Origin of the sequence: Desulfovibrio legallii (genome assembly GCF_900102485.1) — a bacterium.
GTDB lineage: Bacteria > Desulfobacterota > Desulfovibrionia > Desulfovibrionales > Desulfovibrionaceae > Desulfovibrio > Desulfovibrio legallii_A.
On sequence record NZ_FNBX01000001.1, the window covers coordinates 49691 to 68908 of the forward strand.

Below are 19218 nucleotides of genomic sequence, written 5' to 3' on the forward strand. Positions count from 1 at the left end.
CGCAGGCCCCGCACGCCGCGCCCGGCCCTGGCCGGGCGCGGCCGCCAACCCCTGAGCGCCATGAAGCACCTTTCCCTCGCCGCACGCTACCGTCCCCAGACCTTCGCCCAGGTGGCGGGACAGGACACGGTCAAGGCTGTGCTCTCGCGCGCCGCCGCCGAAGGCCGCCCCGCGCCTGCCTACCTGCTGAGCGGCACGCGCGGCGTGGGCAAAACCACCATCGCCCGCATCTTTGCCAAGGCTCTTAACTGCGAGCGCGGCCCGGCCGCGGAGCCCTGCAACCAGTGCGAACAGTGCCGCAAAATCACCCAGGGCGCGCATGTGGACGTGGCGGAAATCGACGGCGCTTCCAACAACAGCGTAGAGGACGTGCGCGCCCTGCGCGAGAACATCGGCTATGCGCCCATGGAGGGCCGCTACAAGATATTTATTGTGGACGAAGCCCACATGCTCTCGCGCAACGCCTTCAACGCCCTGCTCAAAACCCTGGAAGAACCGCCGGAAAACGTAGTCTTCATCTTCGCCACCACCGAGGCGCACAAATTTCCCATCACCATTGTGAGCCGCTGCCAGCACTTTGTCTTCCGTCACCTGAGCGAGGACGCCCTGGCCGCCCACCTCTCCGCAGTGTTGCACAAAGAGAACGTCCCCTTCGAGGAAGGAGCCGTGCGCTGCATTGCCCGGCGGGCCGCAGGCAGCGTGCGCGACGGCATGTCCCTGCTGGACCAGACCCTGGCCCTGGGCGAGGAACGCCTTACCGTGGATACGGCCCGGCGGGTGCTGGGCCTGGCCGGGCAGGAATTTTTCGCCGCGCTGTTCACGGCCCTGCGCGAGCAGGATTGCGCCGCCGTGGCGGATCTCTGCGCCCGCCTGCTGCAGGAAGGGGCGGACATCGGCTTTTTTGTGCGCGAGCTGGCCGGGCATTGGCGCAACCTTTTTTTGCTGCGTCAGGGCGGCAACGCCATTCTGCCCAGCCTGCGCCTGCCGCCGGACGATGCCGCCCTGTGGCAGAACCTGGCCCCAAGATTTGCCGCCGCGCACCTGCACGCCGCCTGGCAAATGACCCTTGACGCCCAGCGCGGCATCGTGCAAAGCCCGGAACCGGCCGCGGCGCTGGAGCTGCTGCTGCTCAACCTGGCCCTGTTGCCGCAGCTTTTGCCCGTGGAGCAGGCCCTGCCCCTCCGGCCTTCCGGCGCAGCGGGCCGCAGTGGAGCGGACGCCGCCACGGCTGACGCCGGCGCGGCAACGCGCAGCGTTGCGCCGCAGGCCCCGCCGTCAACGGACGGACGCGCCGCCGCCACCGGCCCAAGCCACGGGACTACGGACCGTACCGGCCCGCGCCCGGCCCCGCCCGCAGAGGCCGCGCCGGGTTTTGTGCCCGGCCCGGCGGGCGAAGACAACGCCCGTCCCCGCGCCCGGCAAAGCAACGGCGCAGCTGCTGCAACGGAGGATGGCGAGGCTGCGGACGGCCCGGACCCGGACGCGGCAAGGGCTGCCGCCCCGGCAGCCGCTGCTGCGGCAGCCCCCCCGCATGGGGCGGGGAAGACGCCCCCTGCGCCTGCGCTGCGGCCTGCAAATAACAGCAAGGCCGCTGCCGTACAGGAAGCGGCAACAGACGCCGCCGGACTAGACGCAGGCCGGCAGCCAGAGCGCGACGAGGGAAGCGGCAAGGCGCCCGACGCGCCGGAAGCCGCGTCGGGGCACGGCCCGGCCGTGCGGGACTGGACGGCCTTTTGCGATTTTTGCACTGCGCCGCGGCCCGATGCGGCGGCAACGCCGCCCCCCCACTTGCTGCGCGGGCTGGAAGCGTGCTGGCAGGCAGGTCTGCTGGAGCTGCGCCCCCGCACGGCCAGCCAGGCGGAACAGCTGGAGCGTCGCCGACCGGGCCTTGAGGCGGCGCTGGCGGCCTACGGCCTGCCCACAGACGAGGTGCGCGTAGTGACGCCCGCGCCCCGACGGCCCGAAGCGGAACTCATTGCGGCCTTCAGCGCCAAACCGGAACTGCGCCATTGCCTGGAAGTGCTCAACGCCCGGGTGGGCGCGTGCAAGCCCCTGAACAACGGGCACTAAGCCCGGCAACGGCTTTTATGCGCGAAAAAGGAGAATCCCATGCGCAACATGAACGACATTCTGCGCCAGGCGCAGGTCATGCAGCAAAAAATTGCCAAACTGCAGCAGGAGATGGGCGACCACAGCTTTGAGGCCGCCAGCGGCGGCGGCATGGTCAAGGCCGAAGTTTCCGGCAAGCAGGAGCTGCGCCGCCTGACCATTGACCCCAAGGCCCTGGAGGGCGGCGATGTGGAAATGCTGCAGGATCTCATTGTGGCGGCGATCAATGAAGCTGGCCGCATTGCCCGCGAAAGCATGGAACGCGAAATGAGCGCCATTTCCGGCGGCATCAAGCTGCCCGGCATGTTTTAGGCGGCCATGCACACCCGCATTCCCGAGCCGCTCAAAGCCCTGGTGGACCAGCTGGCGCGTCTGCCGGGGCTGGGCCCCAAATCCGCCCTGCGCGCGGCCATGACCCTGCTCAAATGGCCCGAGGCGGAAACCCGCCGTCTGGGCCGGAGCATCCACGACCTGCGCGACAACCTGCACCTGTGCTCGCGCTGCGGGGGGCTGGCCGCCACGGATCCCTGCCCGGTCTGCGCCGATCCGGAGCGAACCCGCGACACCATCTGCCTGGTGGCGGAATGGGACAGCATGCTCACCCTGGACGAAGGCGGGTTTTATCACGGCCAGTACATGATTCTGGGGGGGCTTCTGGCCCCTCTGGAGCATATGGGGGCCGAAAGTCTGGATCTGGGCCGCCTGACGCGCCGCTTGGCCGAAGGCGAAGTGCGCGAACTCATCCTGGCCCTGGGCGCGACCCTGGAAGCGGAAAACACGGCCACCTTTGTCGCCCGCATGGTGCGGGAGCGCTTCCCCGGGGTGGCGGTTTCCCGGCTGGCCCAGGGCATCCCCCTGGGCGCGGAAGTGAAGTATATGGATAAGGAAACCCTGCGCCAGTCCTTGCAATACCGCCAGAATCTGCCTTAAGCCACGAGCCGCGCCATGGAACTCTCCCCCGCCCCTCTCTTGCAGCACCCCGTGGTGCAGGCCCTTATGGCCGGGCTGCTTTCCTGGCTTTCCGTCAGTCTGGGCGCGGCGCTCATCTTCACCCGGCGGGAATTTTCCCGCAGGGCCATGGATTGTCTGCTGGGGGCGGCGGGCGGCATGATGCTGGGGGCGGCTTTTTTCGGTCTGCTCAACCCGGCCCTGGAGCTGACCGCCCACCTGGGGCGTCTGGCCTTTGCGCCCGTGGTGGCCGGGCTCACCCTGGGGGCGTTCTTTTTGTGGCTGCTGGACCACGCCCTGCCCCACATCCACATTTTACAGGATACGCCCGAGGGCATTTCCACCAGCTGGCGGCGCAGCGTCCTTCTGGTGGCGGCCATGGCCTTGCACCACATCCCCGAAGGGCTGGCCATCGGCGTGGGTTACGGGGCCGCGGCCGCCGAATCCGTCCTGCAGTCCGGGGCGGAAAGTCTGGGCCTGAGCACGGCCCTGGTCCTGACCCTCTCCATCATGCTCCAGAACGTGCCCGAGGGCCTGGTGGTGGCCACCGCCCTGCGGGCGGAAGGCTACAGCGCCCGCAAATCCTGCCTCTACGGGGTGGCTTCCGGCGTCACGGCCCCTCTGGGCGCCGTGCCCGGAGCCCTGGCCGCGGGCATTGCGGCCGGGCTGCTGCCCGTGGCCCTGGGCTTTGCCGCCGGGGCCATGGTCTATGTGGTGGCCGAAGAGGTCATCCCGGAGGCCAGCGCCTCAGGCAACGGCAACGCGGCCACCGTATCCTGCATCGCTGGCCTGGGGCTGGTCATGACGCTCTCCTCCCTGGTGGGCTGATCCGCCTTTTCTCCATCCTGTACTCTAAAGTTTTTTTATCACATGCCGTATAAACTGGTTATAGGATTCGGTATGTTCACGCCGCGCCCACGACAATACGACATGGGCGACGACCGTATTTCGTCGCACCGCCGCCCGGCGGCATGACGAGCCGTCACGGTTTTTCGGCAACATCCGGCAAACAGGAGCGCGCGCCGCCCGGCCCGCAGACATCCACGGCTTACGGCCGCTTCCCGCAGCGCTTCGGCTGCGGCTGCCTTTTGCAGAAAGGAAGGATCATGAATATGACCCTCAGCACCAAAATTGCCATTGTCTATCTTATCGCGCTGCTGCTCGCCTGTCTGGGTGTCTGCGCCGGCTTTCAGTGGGCGCTGGGCCCGGCCCTGAGCGACGAAGCCCTCTGGCAGGCACTGGGCGCTGGGCTTGGCGTGACGGCCCTTCTGGGGCTTCTCGGCGCGCTGTTCATCTACAGCAGGCTCGCCCCCATCCGCCAGTGCGTGCTTTTTGCCGAAGCCATCACTCAGGGGCACGAAGACGCTACCCTGGAGGTCTACCGCTCGGACTGCCTGGGGCATCTGGCCGAATCGCTGCGCATCATGGTCGCCAAGCTGGAAGGCCAGGCCCACTGGTATGAGAGCATCCTCAATACCCTGCCCCTTTCCGTCTCGGTAACGGATAACGACATGGCCTGGACCTTCTGCAACACTTACGCCCTCAAAAGCATGGACAAAGCCAGCCAGGAGGACGTGGTGGGCCGCCACTGCTCCGAAAAAGGCGGCAACATCTGCAATACGCCCCAGTGCGGCATTGAGCAGCTGCGCCGCGGCGTCAAGAAGGTCATTAACCACATGCCCAACGGCAAGACCATGCAGATCATGCTGGATTACCTGCACGACGCCCACGGCAACCAGGTGGGCCATGTGGAAATCGGCGAGGACATCACCGCCCGCATTGCCCTGGAAAAGCGCGCAATGGAAGCCGCCCACCAGGGCCGCATGTCCACCGTCACCAGGCTCGAAGGCGTCATCGCAACCCTGCAGCAGGCCGCCGAGGGCCTCAACGCCGCCCTGGACGACGTACGCAAGAAGGCGGACGTGGCCGCCGGCCGCATGTCCGAAACCGCCACAGCCATGAACGAAATGAACTCCACAGTGCTGGAGGTGGCCCACAACGCCGAAGGCGCGGCCGAGGCCGCCACCTCCGTGCAGGGACACGCCCACGACGGCGCGGGCCTGGTGACGCGCACCATCCGCAGCATGCAGGACGTGCAGCGCCAGTCCACGGGCCTCAAGGGCGAAATGAGCAGCCTGGACCAGCAGGCCAAGGACATCGGCGCCGTGCTCACCCTTATCCGCGACATCGCGGACCAGACCAATCTGCTGGCCCTCAACGCCGCCATTGAGGCGGCCCGCGCGGGCGATGCCGGACGCGGCTTTGCCGTGGTGGCCGACGAGGTGCGCAAACTGGCCGAAAAAACCATGAGCGCCACCAGAGACGTGGAAACGGCCATCGCCGCCATTCAGGAAGGTACCGGCAACAGCGCAGCTACCGTGGACAGCACCGTGGCCGCCATTGAAGAAGTGAGCCACATGGCCGAAGAATCCGGTCAGGCCCTGGCGCGCATCGCCGATCTGGCAGGAGACTCCAGCAGCCGCGTCTCGGCCATTGCCGCCGCCGCCACGGAGCAATCCGCCGCTTCGGACGAGATCAACCGCCACATTTCCGAGGTCAACACCCTGAGCGCCCACATCGTCGAGGCCATGGACCAGGCCGCCGGCCAGGTGTCCCATATGGCGGAGCAGGTGGACGTGGTCTCCACCATCCTGGACGACATCCGCAAGGAAGACGCCGACAACACCGGGCGGGAGGAGTAGCTTCCGACATTCCACTGGGCGCAATGCCGTGGCGCTGGGGGGGGAGCAGACCGCCCGCCGTGCAGGCCTAAACGCAATGCATTTGCGCTGTTAAGCACCGGAGCGGGCCTGCCGTAAACGTTGAGAGCGCCTATCCTCAAGCCGCAGCGCAGAAGGCCGCACAAGAGATTGTGCGCAGCAGCACAAGCCGCGCCTGCACAAGAATGCGCAAAAGGCCGCCGTCGGGTTTCTGCCCGGCGGCGGCCTTGCATTTGAAGGGGATTGTCCGTTCCGCTACGGGTGGTTGTTGAATTTGTCCGCCGTGGACTTGGTGCCGCTGTGGCAAGGGGTGCAGTCCATAACGCCCTTGGCCCAGTTGGCCTCGTTGCCCTTGGTTTGGTGGCATTCGCCGCAATAGGTTACGGACTTCTGCACGGGGAAGGCCCCCTTGTAGTCCTTGCCCATCTCGATCTTGGCGTTGAGGATCTCCACGGCCTTGGCGGCCACGTCCGCAGTCAGGCGGCCGCAGCGCTCGCTGCGCTGCTTGCTGGTGGCCTCAATCTTATGGTGCGCACACCACTTGGAAACGGAAATGTGGCAGAGCACGGAATCGGACTCGTTCTTGGGCAGATCGCCCTTAAAGCCCTGGGCCTTGTCGCCGGGGTTGTAGATGGGCAGGGAGGTTTTTTCGTACCAGCGGAACAGCTCATTGACCATGGGGCGCACCTCTTTGCGGCCCCAGAACAGGGAAAAGGTGGACGCCGCGCCGTACAGGGCGCCGCAAATGGTGCCCCAGTCGGAGATGCCGCCCTTGTTGGCCTCCAGCATGGTAAAGGGAAACTGATTGTACGGCGCGCCGTATTTTTCGCCCAGCAGGCCCACAATGCTGTAAAAGGCCCCGTAGCCGCAGCCGTAGCCCTTGTGCCAGTAGCCTTCATAGGCCACCTCGGCGCAGAGCTTCGGGTCCAGCTTGTGGGGCTGCCAGCCGTGGTCCCCGCCCGCCTGAGCAAAGCGGCCCCCGCCCTGCTGCGTCTGCCCCGCAGCAAAGCTCGCGCCGCCGGAAAGGCCCAGCACTGCCCCGCCCACGGCGAGGCCGCCCAGACCGCAAATGAGATCTCGTCTGCCGATATGCATAGCATCCTCCTGTTTGTGCTGCATAGCACATACTATGGTGTTAAAAAAATCACTATCTGGTATGGGGCGGGCCGGTCAAGGCTTCCGGACGAGCTTGACAATCTTTTTGCAAAAAAAATTTTTAGCGCCCTCTGGACGCGCCCGGAGAAGGACTTACTTAAAGGACGCGCTGGGCACACCAGCCGCCCTATCCGCACGCTTTACGATTTTCAGCCAAAGGCGCGCCCCGCCGCGCGCCGGGCCTGCGGCGGACCGCGCCGGACCCTCGCTTGCGCGCTTGCGGTTCGGATACTGAAGATTTTTCCTGAGGAGGATCCGGATATGTCCAAAATTATCGGCATTGACCTGGGCACCACCAACTCCTGCGTTTACGTCATGGAGGGCAAGGACCCCAAATGCATTACCAATCCCGAAGGCGGCCGCACCACCCCTTCCGTGGTCGCCTTTACTGATAAGGAACGCCTGGTGGGCGACATTGCCAAACGGCAGGCCGTCACCAATCCCAAGCGCACCATCTTCGCCATCAAGCGGCTTATGGGCCGCAAGTATGACACCCCTGAGGTGGATCGCTGGAAAGAGCACTCCCCCTACGCCATCGTCAAGGCCGCCAACGGCGACGCCGGCGTGGAAGTGGACAGCCGCACCTACAGCGCGCCGGAAATCTCGGCCATGATTCTGGCCAAGCTCAAAGCCGACGCCGAAGCCTACCTGGGCGAAACCGTGAGCGAGGCCGTCATCACCGTGCCCGCTTACTTCAACGACGCCCAGCGGCAGGCCACCAAGGACGCGGGCCGCATCGCCGGCCTTGAGGTCAAGCGGATCATCAACGAGCCCACCGCGGCCTCCCTGGCCTACGGCGCGGACAAAAAGGCCAACGAAAAAATCGCCGTCTTTGACCTGGGCGGCGGCACTTTCGATATTTCCATCCTGGAAGTGGGCGACAACGTGGTGGAAGTGCGCGCCACCAACGGCGACACCTTCCTGGGCGGCGAAGACTTCGACCAGCGCGTCATCAACTACCTGGTGGAAGAATTCAAGAAGGAAAACGGCATCGACCTCACCAAGGACAGCATGGCCCTGCAACGCCTGAAAGAGGCGGCGGAAAAGGCCAAAAAAGACCTCTCCACCTCCATGGAGGCCGAGGTCAACCTGCCCTTCATCACCGCGGACCAAAACGGCCCCAAGCACCTGCTCATGAAGATCGGCCGGGCCAAACTGGAATCCCTGGTCAGCGACCTGGTGGACCGCACCATTGAGCCCTGCAAGAAGGCCCTGGCAGACGCGGGCATGACCGCCGCGCAGATCGACGAAGTCATCCTGGTGGGCGGCATGACCCGTATGCCCCTGGTGCAGCAGGTGGTGGGCAAATTCTTCGGCAAAGATCCCAACCGCTCCGTGAACCCTGACGAAGTGGTGGCCATGGGCGCGGCCATTCAGGGCGGCATCCTGACCGGCGACGTGAAGGACGTGCTGCTGCTGGACGTGACCCCGCTTTCCCTGGGCATTGAAACCATGGGCGGCGTGTTCACCAGGCTCATCGACCGCAACACCACCATCCCCACGCGCAAAAGTCAGGTCTTCACCACGGCTTCGGACAACCAGCCCTCGGTGTCCATCCATGTGCTCCAGGGCGAACGCCCCATGGCCGCGGACAACATGACCCTGGCCCGCTTCGACCTCACGGGCATTCCCCCGGCCCCGCGCGGCGTGCCGCAGGTCGAGGTCTCCTTCGACATCGACGCCAACGGCATCGTTAACGTTTCGGCCAAGGACATGGGCACGGGCAAGGAGCAATCCATCAAAATCACGGCCTCGTCCGGCCTTTCCGAGGACGACATCCAGCGCCTGGTGCGCGAGGCTGAGGCCCACGCCGGCGAGGATAAGAAAAAACAGGAAGTGATCGAAGCCCGCAACCATGCGGACAGCCTGATCTACGGCACGGAGAAATCCCTGACCGACCTGGGCGACAAGGCCGACGCTGCGGTGAAGAGCGACATTGAGGCCAAGATCGCCGAGCTGCGCAAAATTATGGAAGGCGAGGACGCCGAGGCCATCAAGGCGGCCACCGACGCTCTGGCCAAAGCCTCCCACAAGCTGGCTGAGCAGCTCTACCAGCAGCAGGCGCAGCAGACCGGCGGTCAGCCGGGCGGGGCCCAGCAGGATGCCGGGGCCGCCCAGAGCGGCAACAACGGCGGCGACGACGTGGTGGACGCCGACTACACCGAAGTGAAAAAATAGCAAACTTGCCAGCGCGCTTGCGCTGTACTAAAAAAGGTCTGGCTCCACGGAGCCGGACCTTTTTTTTCACTATCAAAAAAATGGAGGCTTCATGCCCTGTCTCCGCCGCACCTGGATCGTGCCGACGCTGCTCCTGCCTTTCTTTCTGCTGACCAGCGGCTGCTACATGGCCCCGCCGCCTCCGGATTCCGGTTACGACAACAGCCCGCCGCCCAGCCGGACGCGGCCCGAACCGCAGCCAGCGCCGCAGCCCCGGCCCGCGCAGCGGCCTGAGCCCACGCCTGCGCGCCGGCCCGACGCCAAGCCCGACCGCCCCGCCGTCAAACAGCAGCGGGACCGCCGCCCCGACCAGGCGCGCCCGGCAGGCGCGCAACGCCCGGCGCAGGAGCGCCCCCAAGGCCGCGACGCCGCGCAGCAACCGGATCGCCCCCAACAGCCATAGGATGTTGCCATGCCCTCTTGCCGTTCTTTTTTCCAGCCTTTGCGTTTGTTGGCCCTTCTGGCGGCCCTGGGCGGCCTGACCGCCTGTCAGATGCCCTTCGGCCTGGGGCAGCGAGCGACGCAGCCCGCCAAACCGGCCAAGCCCGCCGCACCCGCCGGTCCCTGCGTGGTGCTGGCCCTGCCCGCATCCGGCCCCTACGCCCCCATTGCCGGCAAAATCCGCCACGGGGCGCAGCTGGCCAAGGACGAAATGGCGGCCAACGGCGTGGCCATTCGGCTGGAAACAATCAACACCAGCGAGAGCGCCTGGCTGCAGAAGCTGGCGGCGCTGCCCCCGGCCTGCGCCGTGGTGGGCGGCCCCCTGCAAACCGGCGTCTATGCGCGGGCCCGTGAGGCCGGCGCGCTGGAGCAACGGGCCTTCTTCACCTTTCTGCCCACCCTGGAGCCGGGCGACGAGGGCGCGCGGGCCTGGCGCATGTTCCCCAGCCCGCAGGACCAGATCGACGCCCTCATCCACTTTGCCTCCGAAGGGCTGAACATCCGCACCTACGGCGCCTTTTATCCCAACGACGCCTACGGCATGCGCATGACCGGCCTGCTGGAACAAAGCCTGGCCAGCCGTAACATGCTGCTGCAAAAGGCGGTCTACAACCCGTCGGATCCCGCCTCCTGGAGCGCGGCCGTGGCCCCGCTCATCAACGCCCAGACGCCGGAAGGCGGCACCGCGCCCATTCCGCAGACCGCTTTTGAGGCCCTGTTCCTGCCCGATTCATGGAAGAACATGGAGATGCTCACCACCAGTCTGCTCTACAACGGCGAGGACCGCCTGGTGCTGCTGGGCACCACCCTCTGGGAGCAGAGCCTGACCGGGAAAACCGTGCCCCATGCGGAAAGCTACGCCCTGGCTGTCTTCCCTGGGGCCTGGAACGCCCTGCAGGCCCCACGCGCGCTGCAGGTTCCGGGTACGGATTTCTGGACGGCCCTCGGCTACGACTACGCCCGCTTTGCTGCGGCCCTGGGCCTGGAATCCCGGCCCGAGGCCGCCCAAGTCACGGCCCGGGCCCGTCGCGCCGCGCAGATGATCTGGGGCATGGCCCCCGTGAGCTGGGACGCGAAGGGCGTGGCCCATCAGAAGCTCTTTATTTTCGGCGTTACTGCCCAGGGCATGACGCCCGTTACCCTGGACGCCTTCCAGCAGACCCGGACCCAGGTGCTGCAGCAGGCCGCCCTGCGCATGCAGGGCCTGCCCCCGGTGGACGCCGCGGGCAATCCCCTGGCGGCCCCTGCCGCCGGTGCGGCCGCCGATATGGCGGCCCCGGCCCAGCCCGCCGCTGCGCCTGTAAGCACCACCCCGCGCCCCTCGTACAAACTGAGCCTGCCCGGCAACCGCTGATCGGCCCCACGCCGCCAACGCCGCAACAACGACTATGAGGTAAGGATACACGCATGAGCAGCAAAACCATCGGCAAGGAAGACGTGCGCCACATGGCCGCCCTCTCCCGCCTGCAGATCAGCGAAGCGGAACAGGACATGTTCGCCCGGCAACTGGGCGACATCCTGGGCTATATGGACGTGCTTTCCCGCGTGGACACCAGCGCGGTGGAACCCCTCTACAGCCCGGCCCTGCACCAGGGCCCCCTGCGGGAAGACACGGCCGAACGCCGCCGGCGGCGCGAAGAAATTCTTGCCAACGCCCCCGAAGCGGACGGAGAATATTTTATCGTGCCCCGCATCGTGTAAAAACCGGGCCCCACACAGCACCACGCCGAGAACGCCATGACCGACATCTGCTCCCTTACGCTGACCGCCCTGACCAGGGCCCTGCAAACCAAAGAACTGAGCGCCTCGGAGGCCACTGCCGCCTGCCTGGAGCGCATCAACGCCACCGAACCCCGCCTGGCCGCCCTGCTCACGCTGGACCGGGAAGGCGCGCTGGCCGCGGCCGCCGCACTGGATAAAGAAGGGCCGGATCCCTCCCGCCCCCTCTGGGGCGTGCCCATGACCGTCAAAGACGCCCTTTCCACCAAGGGCCTGCGTACCACGGCGGGCTCGCGCATCCTTGAAAACTACACGCCCTTCTACGACGCCTGGGCTGTGGAGCGCCTGCGCGCCGCCGGGGCCATCATCCTCGGCAAGGCCAATCTGGACGAGTTTGCCATGGGCTCCACCACGGAGAATTCCGCCTACCAAACCACCCGCAACCCCTGGAACACCGCCAAGGTGCCCGGCGGATCCAGCGGCGGTTCCGCGGCCTCGGTGCGCGCGGGCCAGTGCTTTGCCTCCCTGGGCACGGATACGGGCGGTTCCATCCGCCAGCCCGCCGCCCTCTGCGGCTGCGTGGGGCTCAAGCCCACCTACGGCCGGGTTTCGCGCTACGGCCTCATCGCCTACGGCTCCTCCCTGGACCAGATCGGCCCCCTCACCCGCACGGTGGAGGACTGCGCCCGCGTGCTGGGCGTCATTGCCGGGCACGACCCGCGCGACGCCACCAGCGCCCCCCTGCCCACGGCAGACTATGCTGCCGCCCTGGAAAGCAAACCCCTCAAGGGCGCGCGCCTGGGCCTGCCCAAGGAATTTTACGGCCAGGGCCTGGACCCGGAAGTGCGCGCCGCCTGCGAAGCCGCCCTGCATACGGCGGAAGCGCAGGGCGCGACCCTGGTGGACGTAAGCCTGCCCCATACGGACGCGGCCATCGCCACCTACTACATCATCGCCATGGCCGAGGCCAGCTCCAACCTGGCCCGCTTCGATGGGGTGCGCTACGGCCGCCGGGCCGCGCAGATCAACAATCTGGAAGAACTCTATGTGCGCTCGCGCAGCGAGGGCTTCGGCCAGGAAGTCAAACGCCGCATCATGCTGGGGGCCTATGTGCTTTCCTCCGGCTATTATGACGCTTACTACCGCAAGGCCGCCCAGGTGCGCCGCTGCATCCGCGACGAATACCTGACCGCGCTGGAACAGTGCGACGCCCTCCTGGCCCCGGTTTCCCCGGTTACGGCCTGGGATCTGGGCAGCCACAGCGGCGACCCATTGCAGATGTACCTCATGGACGCCTACACCCTGTCCCTGAATCTGGCGGGCCTGCCCGGCCTTTCCCTGCCCGTGGGCCTGGGCGCAGCCAGCCGCATGCCCGTGGGCATGCAGCTCATCGGCAAGGCCTTTGCCGAGGCGGAACTCCTGGCCCTGGGGCAATCCCTGGCCCAGGCCCTGCCTTCCATCGGCGCACCGGAGCTGTAAGCCAGGGCCCCGCTGCCCTTTCATACGCCCATAGCAAAAGCCCCTGCGTTGGCCAACAACGCAGGGGCTTTTTTTCGTCGTGCAGTTATGGGCATTGCAACGTTGCAATGCCGTGGCTGAGTGCAGACCACCGTTGAGGCGTAAGCGCGCGGTTACGCGCCACAACGAGCGTGCCGCAGACTTTGAGAATGCGTATTCTCAAAGGTAATCCGCTCTATGGTCTGGCGCGCTCAGACCCGCGTGCCAGACCAGCCGCGCGAAGTCTGGATCAGACCGTCGCGGCGCACCAGGCAGCAGGCGCACCCGGGCAGACTGTCCGCCAGGGCCAGGGCCTGGCGCGGCGGCAGGACGGAAAAAGCCGTGGCCAGGGCATCGGCCGTGCAGCCGTCCGGGGCCGCCACGGTAACGCCGGCCTGGGCCGCGTCCTGCCCCGTAGCGGGGTTAATGAGATGGCTGCGGGCGTGGGCCGCATCGTAAAAAGCCTCATATACGCCGGAGGTGGCCACGCCGCCGCCCTGCGGCAGCTCCAGAACCTGCAGCGACCTGCCGCGCACGCGCGGGTCTTCCACGCCGATGCGCCAGGGGCGGCCCGCCGCGTTGCGGCCACGGGCCACAATGTCACCGCCGGCATTGACGCAGTGGTCAGGGCAGCCTGCCGCGCTCAGCTCCCTGGACATGGCGTCCGCAATGTGCCCCTTGGCGATGCCGTCCAGGGTAAGGGCCATGCCCTGCCGCTCCAGGCGCAGCCCGCCGTCGTCCAGGCGCAGGCGCTCCATGCCCACCAGGGCCAGGGCCTCGCGCGCTGCGGCCGCCGAAAAGGCCGCCGGGTTCTCCCGGCTGTTTTCCAGCAGCGTCACCAGGGGCAGCACCGTGGGGTCAAAAGCGCCGTCCGTAAGGCGGTGCATATCTGCCGTAACGCGCAGCAGGGCCGTCAGCCGGGGCGGCACGTCGCGCAGGCGCCCTGCGGCATTAACCTGCCCCAGGGGAGCGTCGGCCGTAAAGCGGGTAAATATTTTTTCCAGCTCGCGGCCCAGGGCAAAGGCGCGCGCCGTGGCCTCCGCCGCCTGGTCCATCGTGGCGCGGGCCACGCTGACGGTGACCAAAGTGCCCATGAACAGGGCGGAGCGGCTCTCGGGCAGGGGCGCGTCCGTCGCCAGGGCGGGCGTGCGCGCGGCAACGGGCGCGGCGGTCAGCAGGGACAACAGCGGGGCCGCCCCCAGAAGGCCGCCGCCCAAGAGCGCGGCCCGCAACATATCTCTACGGCTGTAACACCTGGGCATACTTTCCTCCATAGGCCGCTTCAGGAGCGGACCGCTTCCTCTTGGCGCGCGTGCGGTTCCCGGGCCGTGACGGCCGTGAGGGCGTCGGGGGCGTCCTCCGTGCATTCCGCCGCCTCGGGCGGCCTGGTGTAACGAAAGATTTTTCTGGGGCAGGCGGCCACACAGGCCTCATGGCAACTTGTCCCATAGGAACAGCAAAGCATATGGTCGATGACGATGCGGTTGTCCTCCAGCCGCACGGCCTTGGCTGGGCAGGCTTTGACGCACTTCATGCACTTGATGCAGCCCACCTTGCAAACGTCGGTAACCGCCCGGAGTTTCTCGCGCGTGTTGCAGTATACGGCCACTCTGGCCCGCAGGGGGGTCAGCTCCAGCACGCCGCGCGGGCAGACGGCAATGCAGGTGCCGCAGCCCGTGCAGACGGCGGTATTGACCTCCACCACGCCGTCCACAATGCGCATGGCGTCAAAGGGGCAGGCCTGCACGCAGTCGCCAAACCCCAGGCAGGAGAAGGCGCATTCGTCCGTGCCGCCGCGCATGAGCGCTGCGGCAGCGCAGGAAGGCATGCCCTGATACTCGTAACGCGGCCCCACCTGCCCGCCCAGCTTATCGCAGCGGCGCAAGGCAAACAGCGGCTCGGCCTCAGCCACGGTCTTGCCCGTCAGTTCGCCCACCACAACGCTGGTGGCGGCCCCGCCGGCGCAGCACTTGTTGGCCGGCACATTGGGGTCGTTGAGCACGGCCCTGGCATAGCCCTCGCAGCCGGCAAAGCCGCAGCCGCCGCAGTTGGCCCCGGGCAGGGCCTCCAGCACGGCCTCAATGCGCGGATCCTCCTCCACATAAAAAACCCGGGCCGCCACCGCCAGAATGATGGAAGCCGCCAGCCCCAGCCCAAACAGGGTCACAATGGATGCAACAACCATAGTCTCGTCCTTGGTAGGCGCTTTGCGCCGTCGAGCGGCACAAGCGCGTGAAAATCCGCCCCCTGCGGGCGTCAGACGCCGTACGGCGTTATTGCCCCATCCCCTTGAAGCCCATAAAGGCCAGCGACATGAGCCCGGCCATAATCAGGGCCAGCGGCGTGCCTGCCATGACGCCGGGCAGCCGACAGGTGTCCAGCCGTTCGCGGATGCCCGCCATGAGCAACAGGGCCAGGGTGAAGCCCAGGCTGTAGGCCAGCCCCCAGACCAGCGATTCCAGAAGGTTGTAGCCCTCGCGCTGCACCAGAATGGTGACGCCCATGACCGCGCAGTTAGTGGTGATAAGCGGCAGAAAAATGCCCAGAGCCGCGTACAGCGGCGGCATGGCCTTTTTGAGGAACATCTCCACAAACTGCACCAGCGCGGCAATGACCACAATAAAGACTATGGTCTGCAAATAACCAAGGTTGAGGGGATCCAGCACCTGCTTCTGCATAAGCCAGGTGCAGAGCGTGGCCACAATGATGACAAAGATCACCGCCCCGCCCATGCCCAGGGCCACACCCCGCTCCTTGGAACAGCCCAGGTACGGGCAGTTGCCCAGATACTGGGCCAGCACGATGTTGTTGACGAAAATGGCCGCAATAAAGATGGAGAGAATATCCATAACGTTTCCTCACGCTCCGCGGCGTTACGAACGTTGCGCCGAGGGTTCGCCCCCGGCTGTCGCGGCCGTGCCGCAGGCGGCGCAGCCGGAGCAGCACCCGCAGCCCTGCAGGCTTTCCACCCTACCGCCGCGTCGGCTGGCCTGCCAGACGTTGATCAGGTTCATGCCGGCCAGCATGAGGCCCAGACTGATGAAGGCCCCAGGGGCCTGCACCATGATGCGGAAAGGTTCAAACCCCTCCCACATGACGTAGTGGCCGAACCAAGTGCCGTTGCCCAGCACCTCGCGCAGCGAACCCAGCAGGGTCAGCGAAATGGTGTAGCCGATGCCAATGCCGAAACCGTCCGCAATGGAGGCTGGCACGGTATTTTTGGCGGCAAAGGCCTCTGCCCGGCCGAGGATGATGCAGTTCACCACAATAAGCGGCACAAAAATGCCCAGGCGCTGGTACAAAGGATAGGCGTAGGCCTGCATGAGCAGCTCCACCGCCACCACCAGCGAAGCCGCAATAACAATGAAGCAGGCGATGCGCACGGTTTTGGGGATAATGGCGCGCACCATGGATATCAGCATGTTGGACAACACCAGCACAAAGATGACGGCCAGCCCCATGCCCAGGCCATTGTCGGCCGAATTGGTCACGGCCAGGGTGGGGCAAAGCCCCAGCACCAGCCGGAACGGCGGCAGTTCCTTCCACAGGCCTTTGGTGAATTCACTCATGATGCTCATGGCGATCTCCAGCCCGGCGGGGCTACTTTCCGCCCCAGGCGCGGAGGATTTCTGGTTTGAGCGCCGCGTAGGTTCTGGCGGCGCGGTTTACGGCCTCCACTGCGCCGGTGGAGGAAATGGTGGCCCCGGAAACCGCGTCCACCTTGCCCCCGTTGGCCTTAAGGCCCACCGGCGTAGTGAACCCGGCGAACTGGGCGGTAAAGCCCGGCTCCACCACGCGCATGCCCAGGCCCGGCGTTTCCTTAAGTGTGGTGATGCCGATGCCCGCCAGGGTGTCGTCCGCCACGTTAAAGCCCACCAGCACGCCGATGGGGCCGCCGTAGCCCTTGCCGGATTCCTCCAGGGCCACTCCGGCCAGTTTGCCGCCCCGCATGACCGGAAAGACAGTGGTCTGCCGCCCGTCGGGCAAGGCAAACTTGCGTCTGTCGGCAATGGGCGCGTTTTCCGCCACGGCAAACACGCTGTGCAGGGCCGGGCCTTGCACATAGGTCAGAACCTGTTCCTCAATCCGCGGTGCCGTGATCATCTTCAGATACGAGAGCGCAAAGCCCGAAAGCCCGCACAGCAGGGAAAGCACGGCCACCGTTCGCAGCATAGTCAACATCAGCGCCGACCTCCAAAGGGTTTGGGGCGGATCATATCAAGATACGGGGTCGTCAGGTTGGCCAGCAGGATGGCAAAGGGCACGCCGTCCAGCCACACGCCGTACTTGCGGATGAGCATGGTCAGCACGCCGCCCAGAAGCCCGTACAGAAACATGGGCAAGGGCCGCGAGGGCGTATTGCCGATCTCCGTGGCCATAAAAAAGCCGCCCAGCATGACCGAGCCGGTGCAGAGATGGAACAGGGGCGAGGCGTTCTGCGCGGGGTCCAGCATCTGGAACAGGGCCGCCAGCCCGCACACGCCCAGGAAAAAGCCCAGGGAGACCTGCCAGCGCACAATGCCCCGCGCGCAAAGGAAGGAGCCGCCCAGGAAGAGGCCCAGCACCTGGCCCGCGCCCAGGCCGTCGATCTGCCGCCCCAGCAGCAGATCCGCTAAGGGGATGTCCCCCGCGGCCGCCGCGCCGAAAAACTTGAGCCGCACCAGCGGATCCAGAAAATCCGTCTGCAGCTGCATGGCGTTGGCGTCCATAAAGAGGGGGAAGGAGACCGCCAGGATGGCCCAGCCCACCAGGGGCGTGCTCACGGGGTTGGCCCCCAGCCCGCCGAAGACCATCTTGCCGAAAACCATGCACAGCCCGGCCCCCAGCACAACCAGCCACCAGGGGGATGCGGCGGGCAGCAGAAAGGCGAACAGCAGCCCCGCGTAAACGGCCGTGAGGTCGTCCACCATCACTTCCCGGCCCATGGCCTTTTCACACAGGGCCTCCACCGCCACGCAGACAACTACGCTCAGGGCCATGACGCGCGCCGCGGGCAGGCCCCAGTTCCACAGGGCCATGAGCACGGCGGGCATACAGCCCATAATGGCGTAAAAACTGATCTTGCGGATGGTGCGCCCGCAGTGCCAGTAGGCCGGGGCGCTCATGGCAAGCAATACGGAACCGGATGTTGCGGCGGACATCAGTTGCCTCCCTGCGCTGCGGCCGGGGCGGAGGAAGACGCGGATTCAAGGGCCTGCCCTTCCGCGCCGCGCGCTTTGGCGGCCTCGCTCAGCCGGTATTTGGAAAGACGAATGTACTGCAGCACGGGCCGCCGGGCGATGCAGACATAGCCGCACAACCCACACTCCAGACAGGAAAAAATATGTTCTCCCAGGTTTCGCTCGTGCAGGGCGAACTCGGCGTTGCGGCTCAGCATGCTGGGCCTGAGCCGCGCGGGACAGGCCAGCACGCAGGCCCCGCAGTTGATGCAGGGGCTGTGCCCCTCCATGGGCGGAATGGTGCCCGCCTCCACCACAAAGACCCCTGTGGTGCCGCGGGTGACGCTGCGGCTGAGTTTATCCACGCTTTCGCCCCGCAAGGGGCCGCCGCGCACCAGGGTATCGCCCGTATGCACGGGAATGTGGGCAAACTCCAGCAGATCGCCGATAAAGCTGCCTTCGCGCACAATATAGTTGCCGGAATGCTCCAGGCTGCCTAGGGTGACCACGGTCTCCGTAAGGGGCAGCCCGGTGCGGCCCACATGGCCCAGGCTCCACAGATTGTGCAGCCCCACAATGCCCACGCCGACGGGGTTCTCCTTGCCGGTAACGGCCTTGATCGCCAGAGCGTTGATGCTGGAGGGATAGTAGGCCGGCACATGCGCCACCTCGATATCGTGCAGGTGCAGGCGCAGCTCCTTGGGAACGGCCAGGATGATCCGCCGGGCCGGCGACAGCCGCCGCAGCAGCGTCATGCCTGCCCGCAACGTATCCTGGTGCGCCAGCAGCATAGGCTCGGCCCAGGTGACGCCGGGGTCGGGGTTGAGGCCATTGATGATCAGCGTCTCGCAGTTCTGGCCCAGGGACCGGGTATTTACCCCCAGGCCTTTCAGGGTTGCCGCCAAAGCCTCACCGACAGTCTCTTCGGCGAACAGGTCCGTTTTTTCCACAGCCGCGGCGGCCTCAAGCAGGGCGCTGTCCGGCTCCAGCGCATCAATAAATATGCTGCGCTCGGAAACTTCCTTAATCTGCCCGAAGATGGGGGAAAACACGTCGCCCCTGCCGGGGTGCGGGTGAACCGCAAGCCGCATGTTGGGGTAGACTTTGGCGTTTTTGGTAACGCCTTCCGCCAGCTTGTAGCCTTCGCGCCGCAGGCGCGCCCGCTGCGGCACCGGCCCGAGGCTGAAGCGCTGCGTGATCCCGTAGAGCAGATGAAAACGAGGATCGTGCGTTATCTGAAACAGTTCTTTCAT

Annotated in this window: 18 protein-coding genes; 10 read left to right on the top strand and 8 right to left on the bottom strand. The window is 66.2% G+C overall.

All coding sequences use genetic code 11. The features are described from left to right. Positions 1–60 precede the first annotated feature (60 nt). The 5 genes from dnaX to BLS55_RS00230 all read left to right on the top strand — a co-directional run bounded on the left by dnaX (position 61) and on the right by BLS55_RS00230 (position 5759). Positions 61–2070 carry a DNA polymerase III subunit gamma/tau gene (gene dnaX / locus BLS55_RS00210; RefSeq protein ID WP_092152324.1) on the top strand — a complete coding sequence of 670 codons (2010 nt, stop codon included), beginning with the start codon at positions 61–63 and terminating at the stop codon, positions 2068–2070. Between the two features lie 39 nt (positions 2071–2109). Next, entirely contained in the window at positions 2110–2421 is a 312-nt protein-coding gene (locus BLS55_RS00215; RefSeq protein WP_092152325.1) for a YbaB/EbfC family nucleoid-associated protein, read from the top strand. Between the two features lie 6 nt (positions 2422–2427). After that, on the top strand, positions 2428–3039 hold the full coding sequence (gene recR / locus BLS55_RS00220; protein WP_092152326.1) for a recombination mediator RecR: 612 nt from the start codon (positions 2428–2430) through the stop codon (positions 3037–3039). Positions 3040–3054: 15 nt separating this feature from the next. Further along, positions 3055–3885, top strand: a complete 831-nt coding sequence (locus BLS55_RS00225) for a ZIP family metal transporter (protein WP_092152327.1) — start codon at positions 3055–3057, stop codon at positions 3883–3885. Positions 3886–4163: 278 nt separating this feature from the next. Beyond that, positions 4164–5759 (top strand): methyl-accepting chemotaxis protein, encoded by a 1596-nt coding sequence (locus BLS55_RS00230; protein WP_092152328.1) that lies wholly within the window; start codon positions 4164–4166, stop codon positions 5757–5759. A 273-nt stretch (positions 5760–6032) separates the two neighbouring features. Here the strand turns inward: BLS55_RS00230 and BLS55_RS00235 are convergent, their stop codons facing one another. Continuing rightward, the gene (locus BLS55_RS00235; protein WP_092152329.1) at positions 6033–6872 is read right to left on the bottom strand and encodes a split-Soret cytochrome c; all 840 of its coding nucleotides are present in this window, start codon (positions 6870–6872) and stop codon (positions 6033–6035) included. Positions 6873–7193: 321 nt separating this feature from the next. On the opposite strand from BLS55_RS00235, the gene dnaK reads away from it, so the two are divergent. The 5 genes from dnaK to gatA all read left to right on the top strand — a co-directional run bounded on the left by dnaK (position 7194) and on the right by gatA (position 12788). Continuing rightward, entirely contained in the window at positions 7194–9110 is a 1917-nt protein-coding gene (gene dnaK / locus BLS55_RS00240) for a molecular chaperone DnaK (RefSeq protein ID WP_092152330.1), read from the top strand. 91 nt (positions 9111–9201) lie between these two features. Next, positions 9202–9552, top strand: coding sequence for a hypothetical protein (locus tag BLS55_RS00245; protein ID WP_092152331.1), 351 nt, complete (start codon positions 9202–9204; stop codon positions 9550–9552). Positions 9553–9561: 9 nt separating this feature from the next. Further along, positions 9562–10944: a type 1 periplasmic-binding domain-containing protein gene (locus BLS55_RS00250; RefSeq protein ID WP_092152332.1), complete on the top strand. Its 1383-nt coding sequence runs from the start codon at positions 9562–9564 to the stop codon at positions 10942–10944. 53 nt (positions 10945–10997) lie between these two features. Next, positions 10998–11291, top strand: coding sequence for an Asp-tRNA(Asn)/Glu-tRNA(Gln) amidotransferase subunit GatC (gene gatC / locus BLS55_RS00255; protein WP_092152333.1), 294 nt, complete (start codon positions 10998–11000; stop codon positions 11289–11291). Between the two features lie 36 nt (positions 11292–11327). Beyond that, the gene (gatA, locus tag BLS55_RS00260; protein WP_092152334.1) at positions 11328–12788 is read left to right on the top strand and encodes an Asp-tRNA(Asn)/Glu-tRNA(Gln) amidotransferase subunit GatA; all 1461 of its coding nucleotides are present in this window, start codon (positions 11328–11330) and stop codon (positions 12786–12788) included. Positions 12789–13018: 230 nt separating this feature from the next. Here the strand turns inward: gatA and BLS55_RS00265 are convergent, their stop codons facing one another. The 7 genes from BLS55_RS00265 to BLS55_RS00295 form a co-directional block, all read right to left on the bottom strand. Continuing rightward, entirely contained in the window at positions 13019–14068 is a 1050-nt protein-coding gene (locus tag BLS55_RS00265) for an FAD:protein FMN transferase (protein ID WP_092152335.1), read from the bottom strand. A 20-nt stretch (positions 14069–14088) separates the two neighbouring features. After that, on the bottom strand, positions 14089–14991 hold the full coding sequence (gene rnfB / locus BLS55_RS00270) for an RnfABCDGE type electron transport complex subunit B (protein WP_092152336.1): 903 nt from the start codon (positions 14989–14991) through the stop codon (positions 14089–14091). Positions 14992–15079: 88 nt separating this feature from the next. Continuing rightward, complete coding sequence (locus BLS55_RS00275) at positions 15080–15655, bottom strand: electron transport complex protein RnfA (protein WP_092152337.1); 576 nt, start codon at positions 15653–15655, stop codon at positions 15080–15082. A gap of 24 nt (positions 15656–15679) precedes the next feature. Then, positions 15680–16384, bottom strand: coding sequence for an electron transport complex subunit RsxE (gene rsxE / locus BLS55_RS00280; RefSeq protein ID WP_092152338.1), 705 nt, complete (start codon positions 16382–16384; stop codon positions 15680–15682). 22 nt (positions 16385–16406) lie between these two features. Continuing rightward, entirely contained in the window at positions 16407–16988 is a 582-nt protein-coding gene (gene rnfG, locus BLS55_RS00285) for an RnfABCDGE type electron transport complex subunit G (RefSeq protein ID WP_092152339.1), read from the bottom strand. Next, a complete protein-coding gene (locus BLS55_RS00290) occupies positions 16988–17947 on the bottom strand; it encodes an RnfABCDGE type electron transport complex subunit D (protein WP_092152340.1) in 960 nt (319 codons plus the stop codon). Before BLS55_RS00290 ends, rnfG begins: the two co-directional genes overlap by 1 nt. Beyond that, positions 17947–19218 carry a 4Fe-4S dicluster domain-containing protein gene (locus BLS55_RS00295; protein ID WP_092152341.1) on the bottom strand — a complete coding sequence of 424 codons (1272 nt, stop codon included), beginning with the start codon at positions 19216–19218 and terminating at the stop codon, positions 17947–17949. The genes BLS55_RS00290 and BLS55_RS00295 overlap by 1 nt, the downstream gene beginning before the upstream one ends.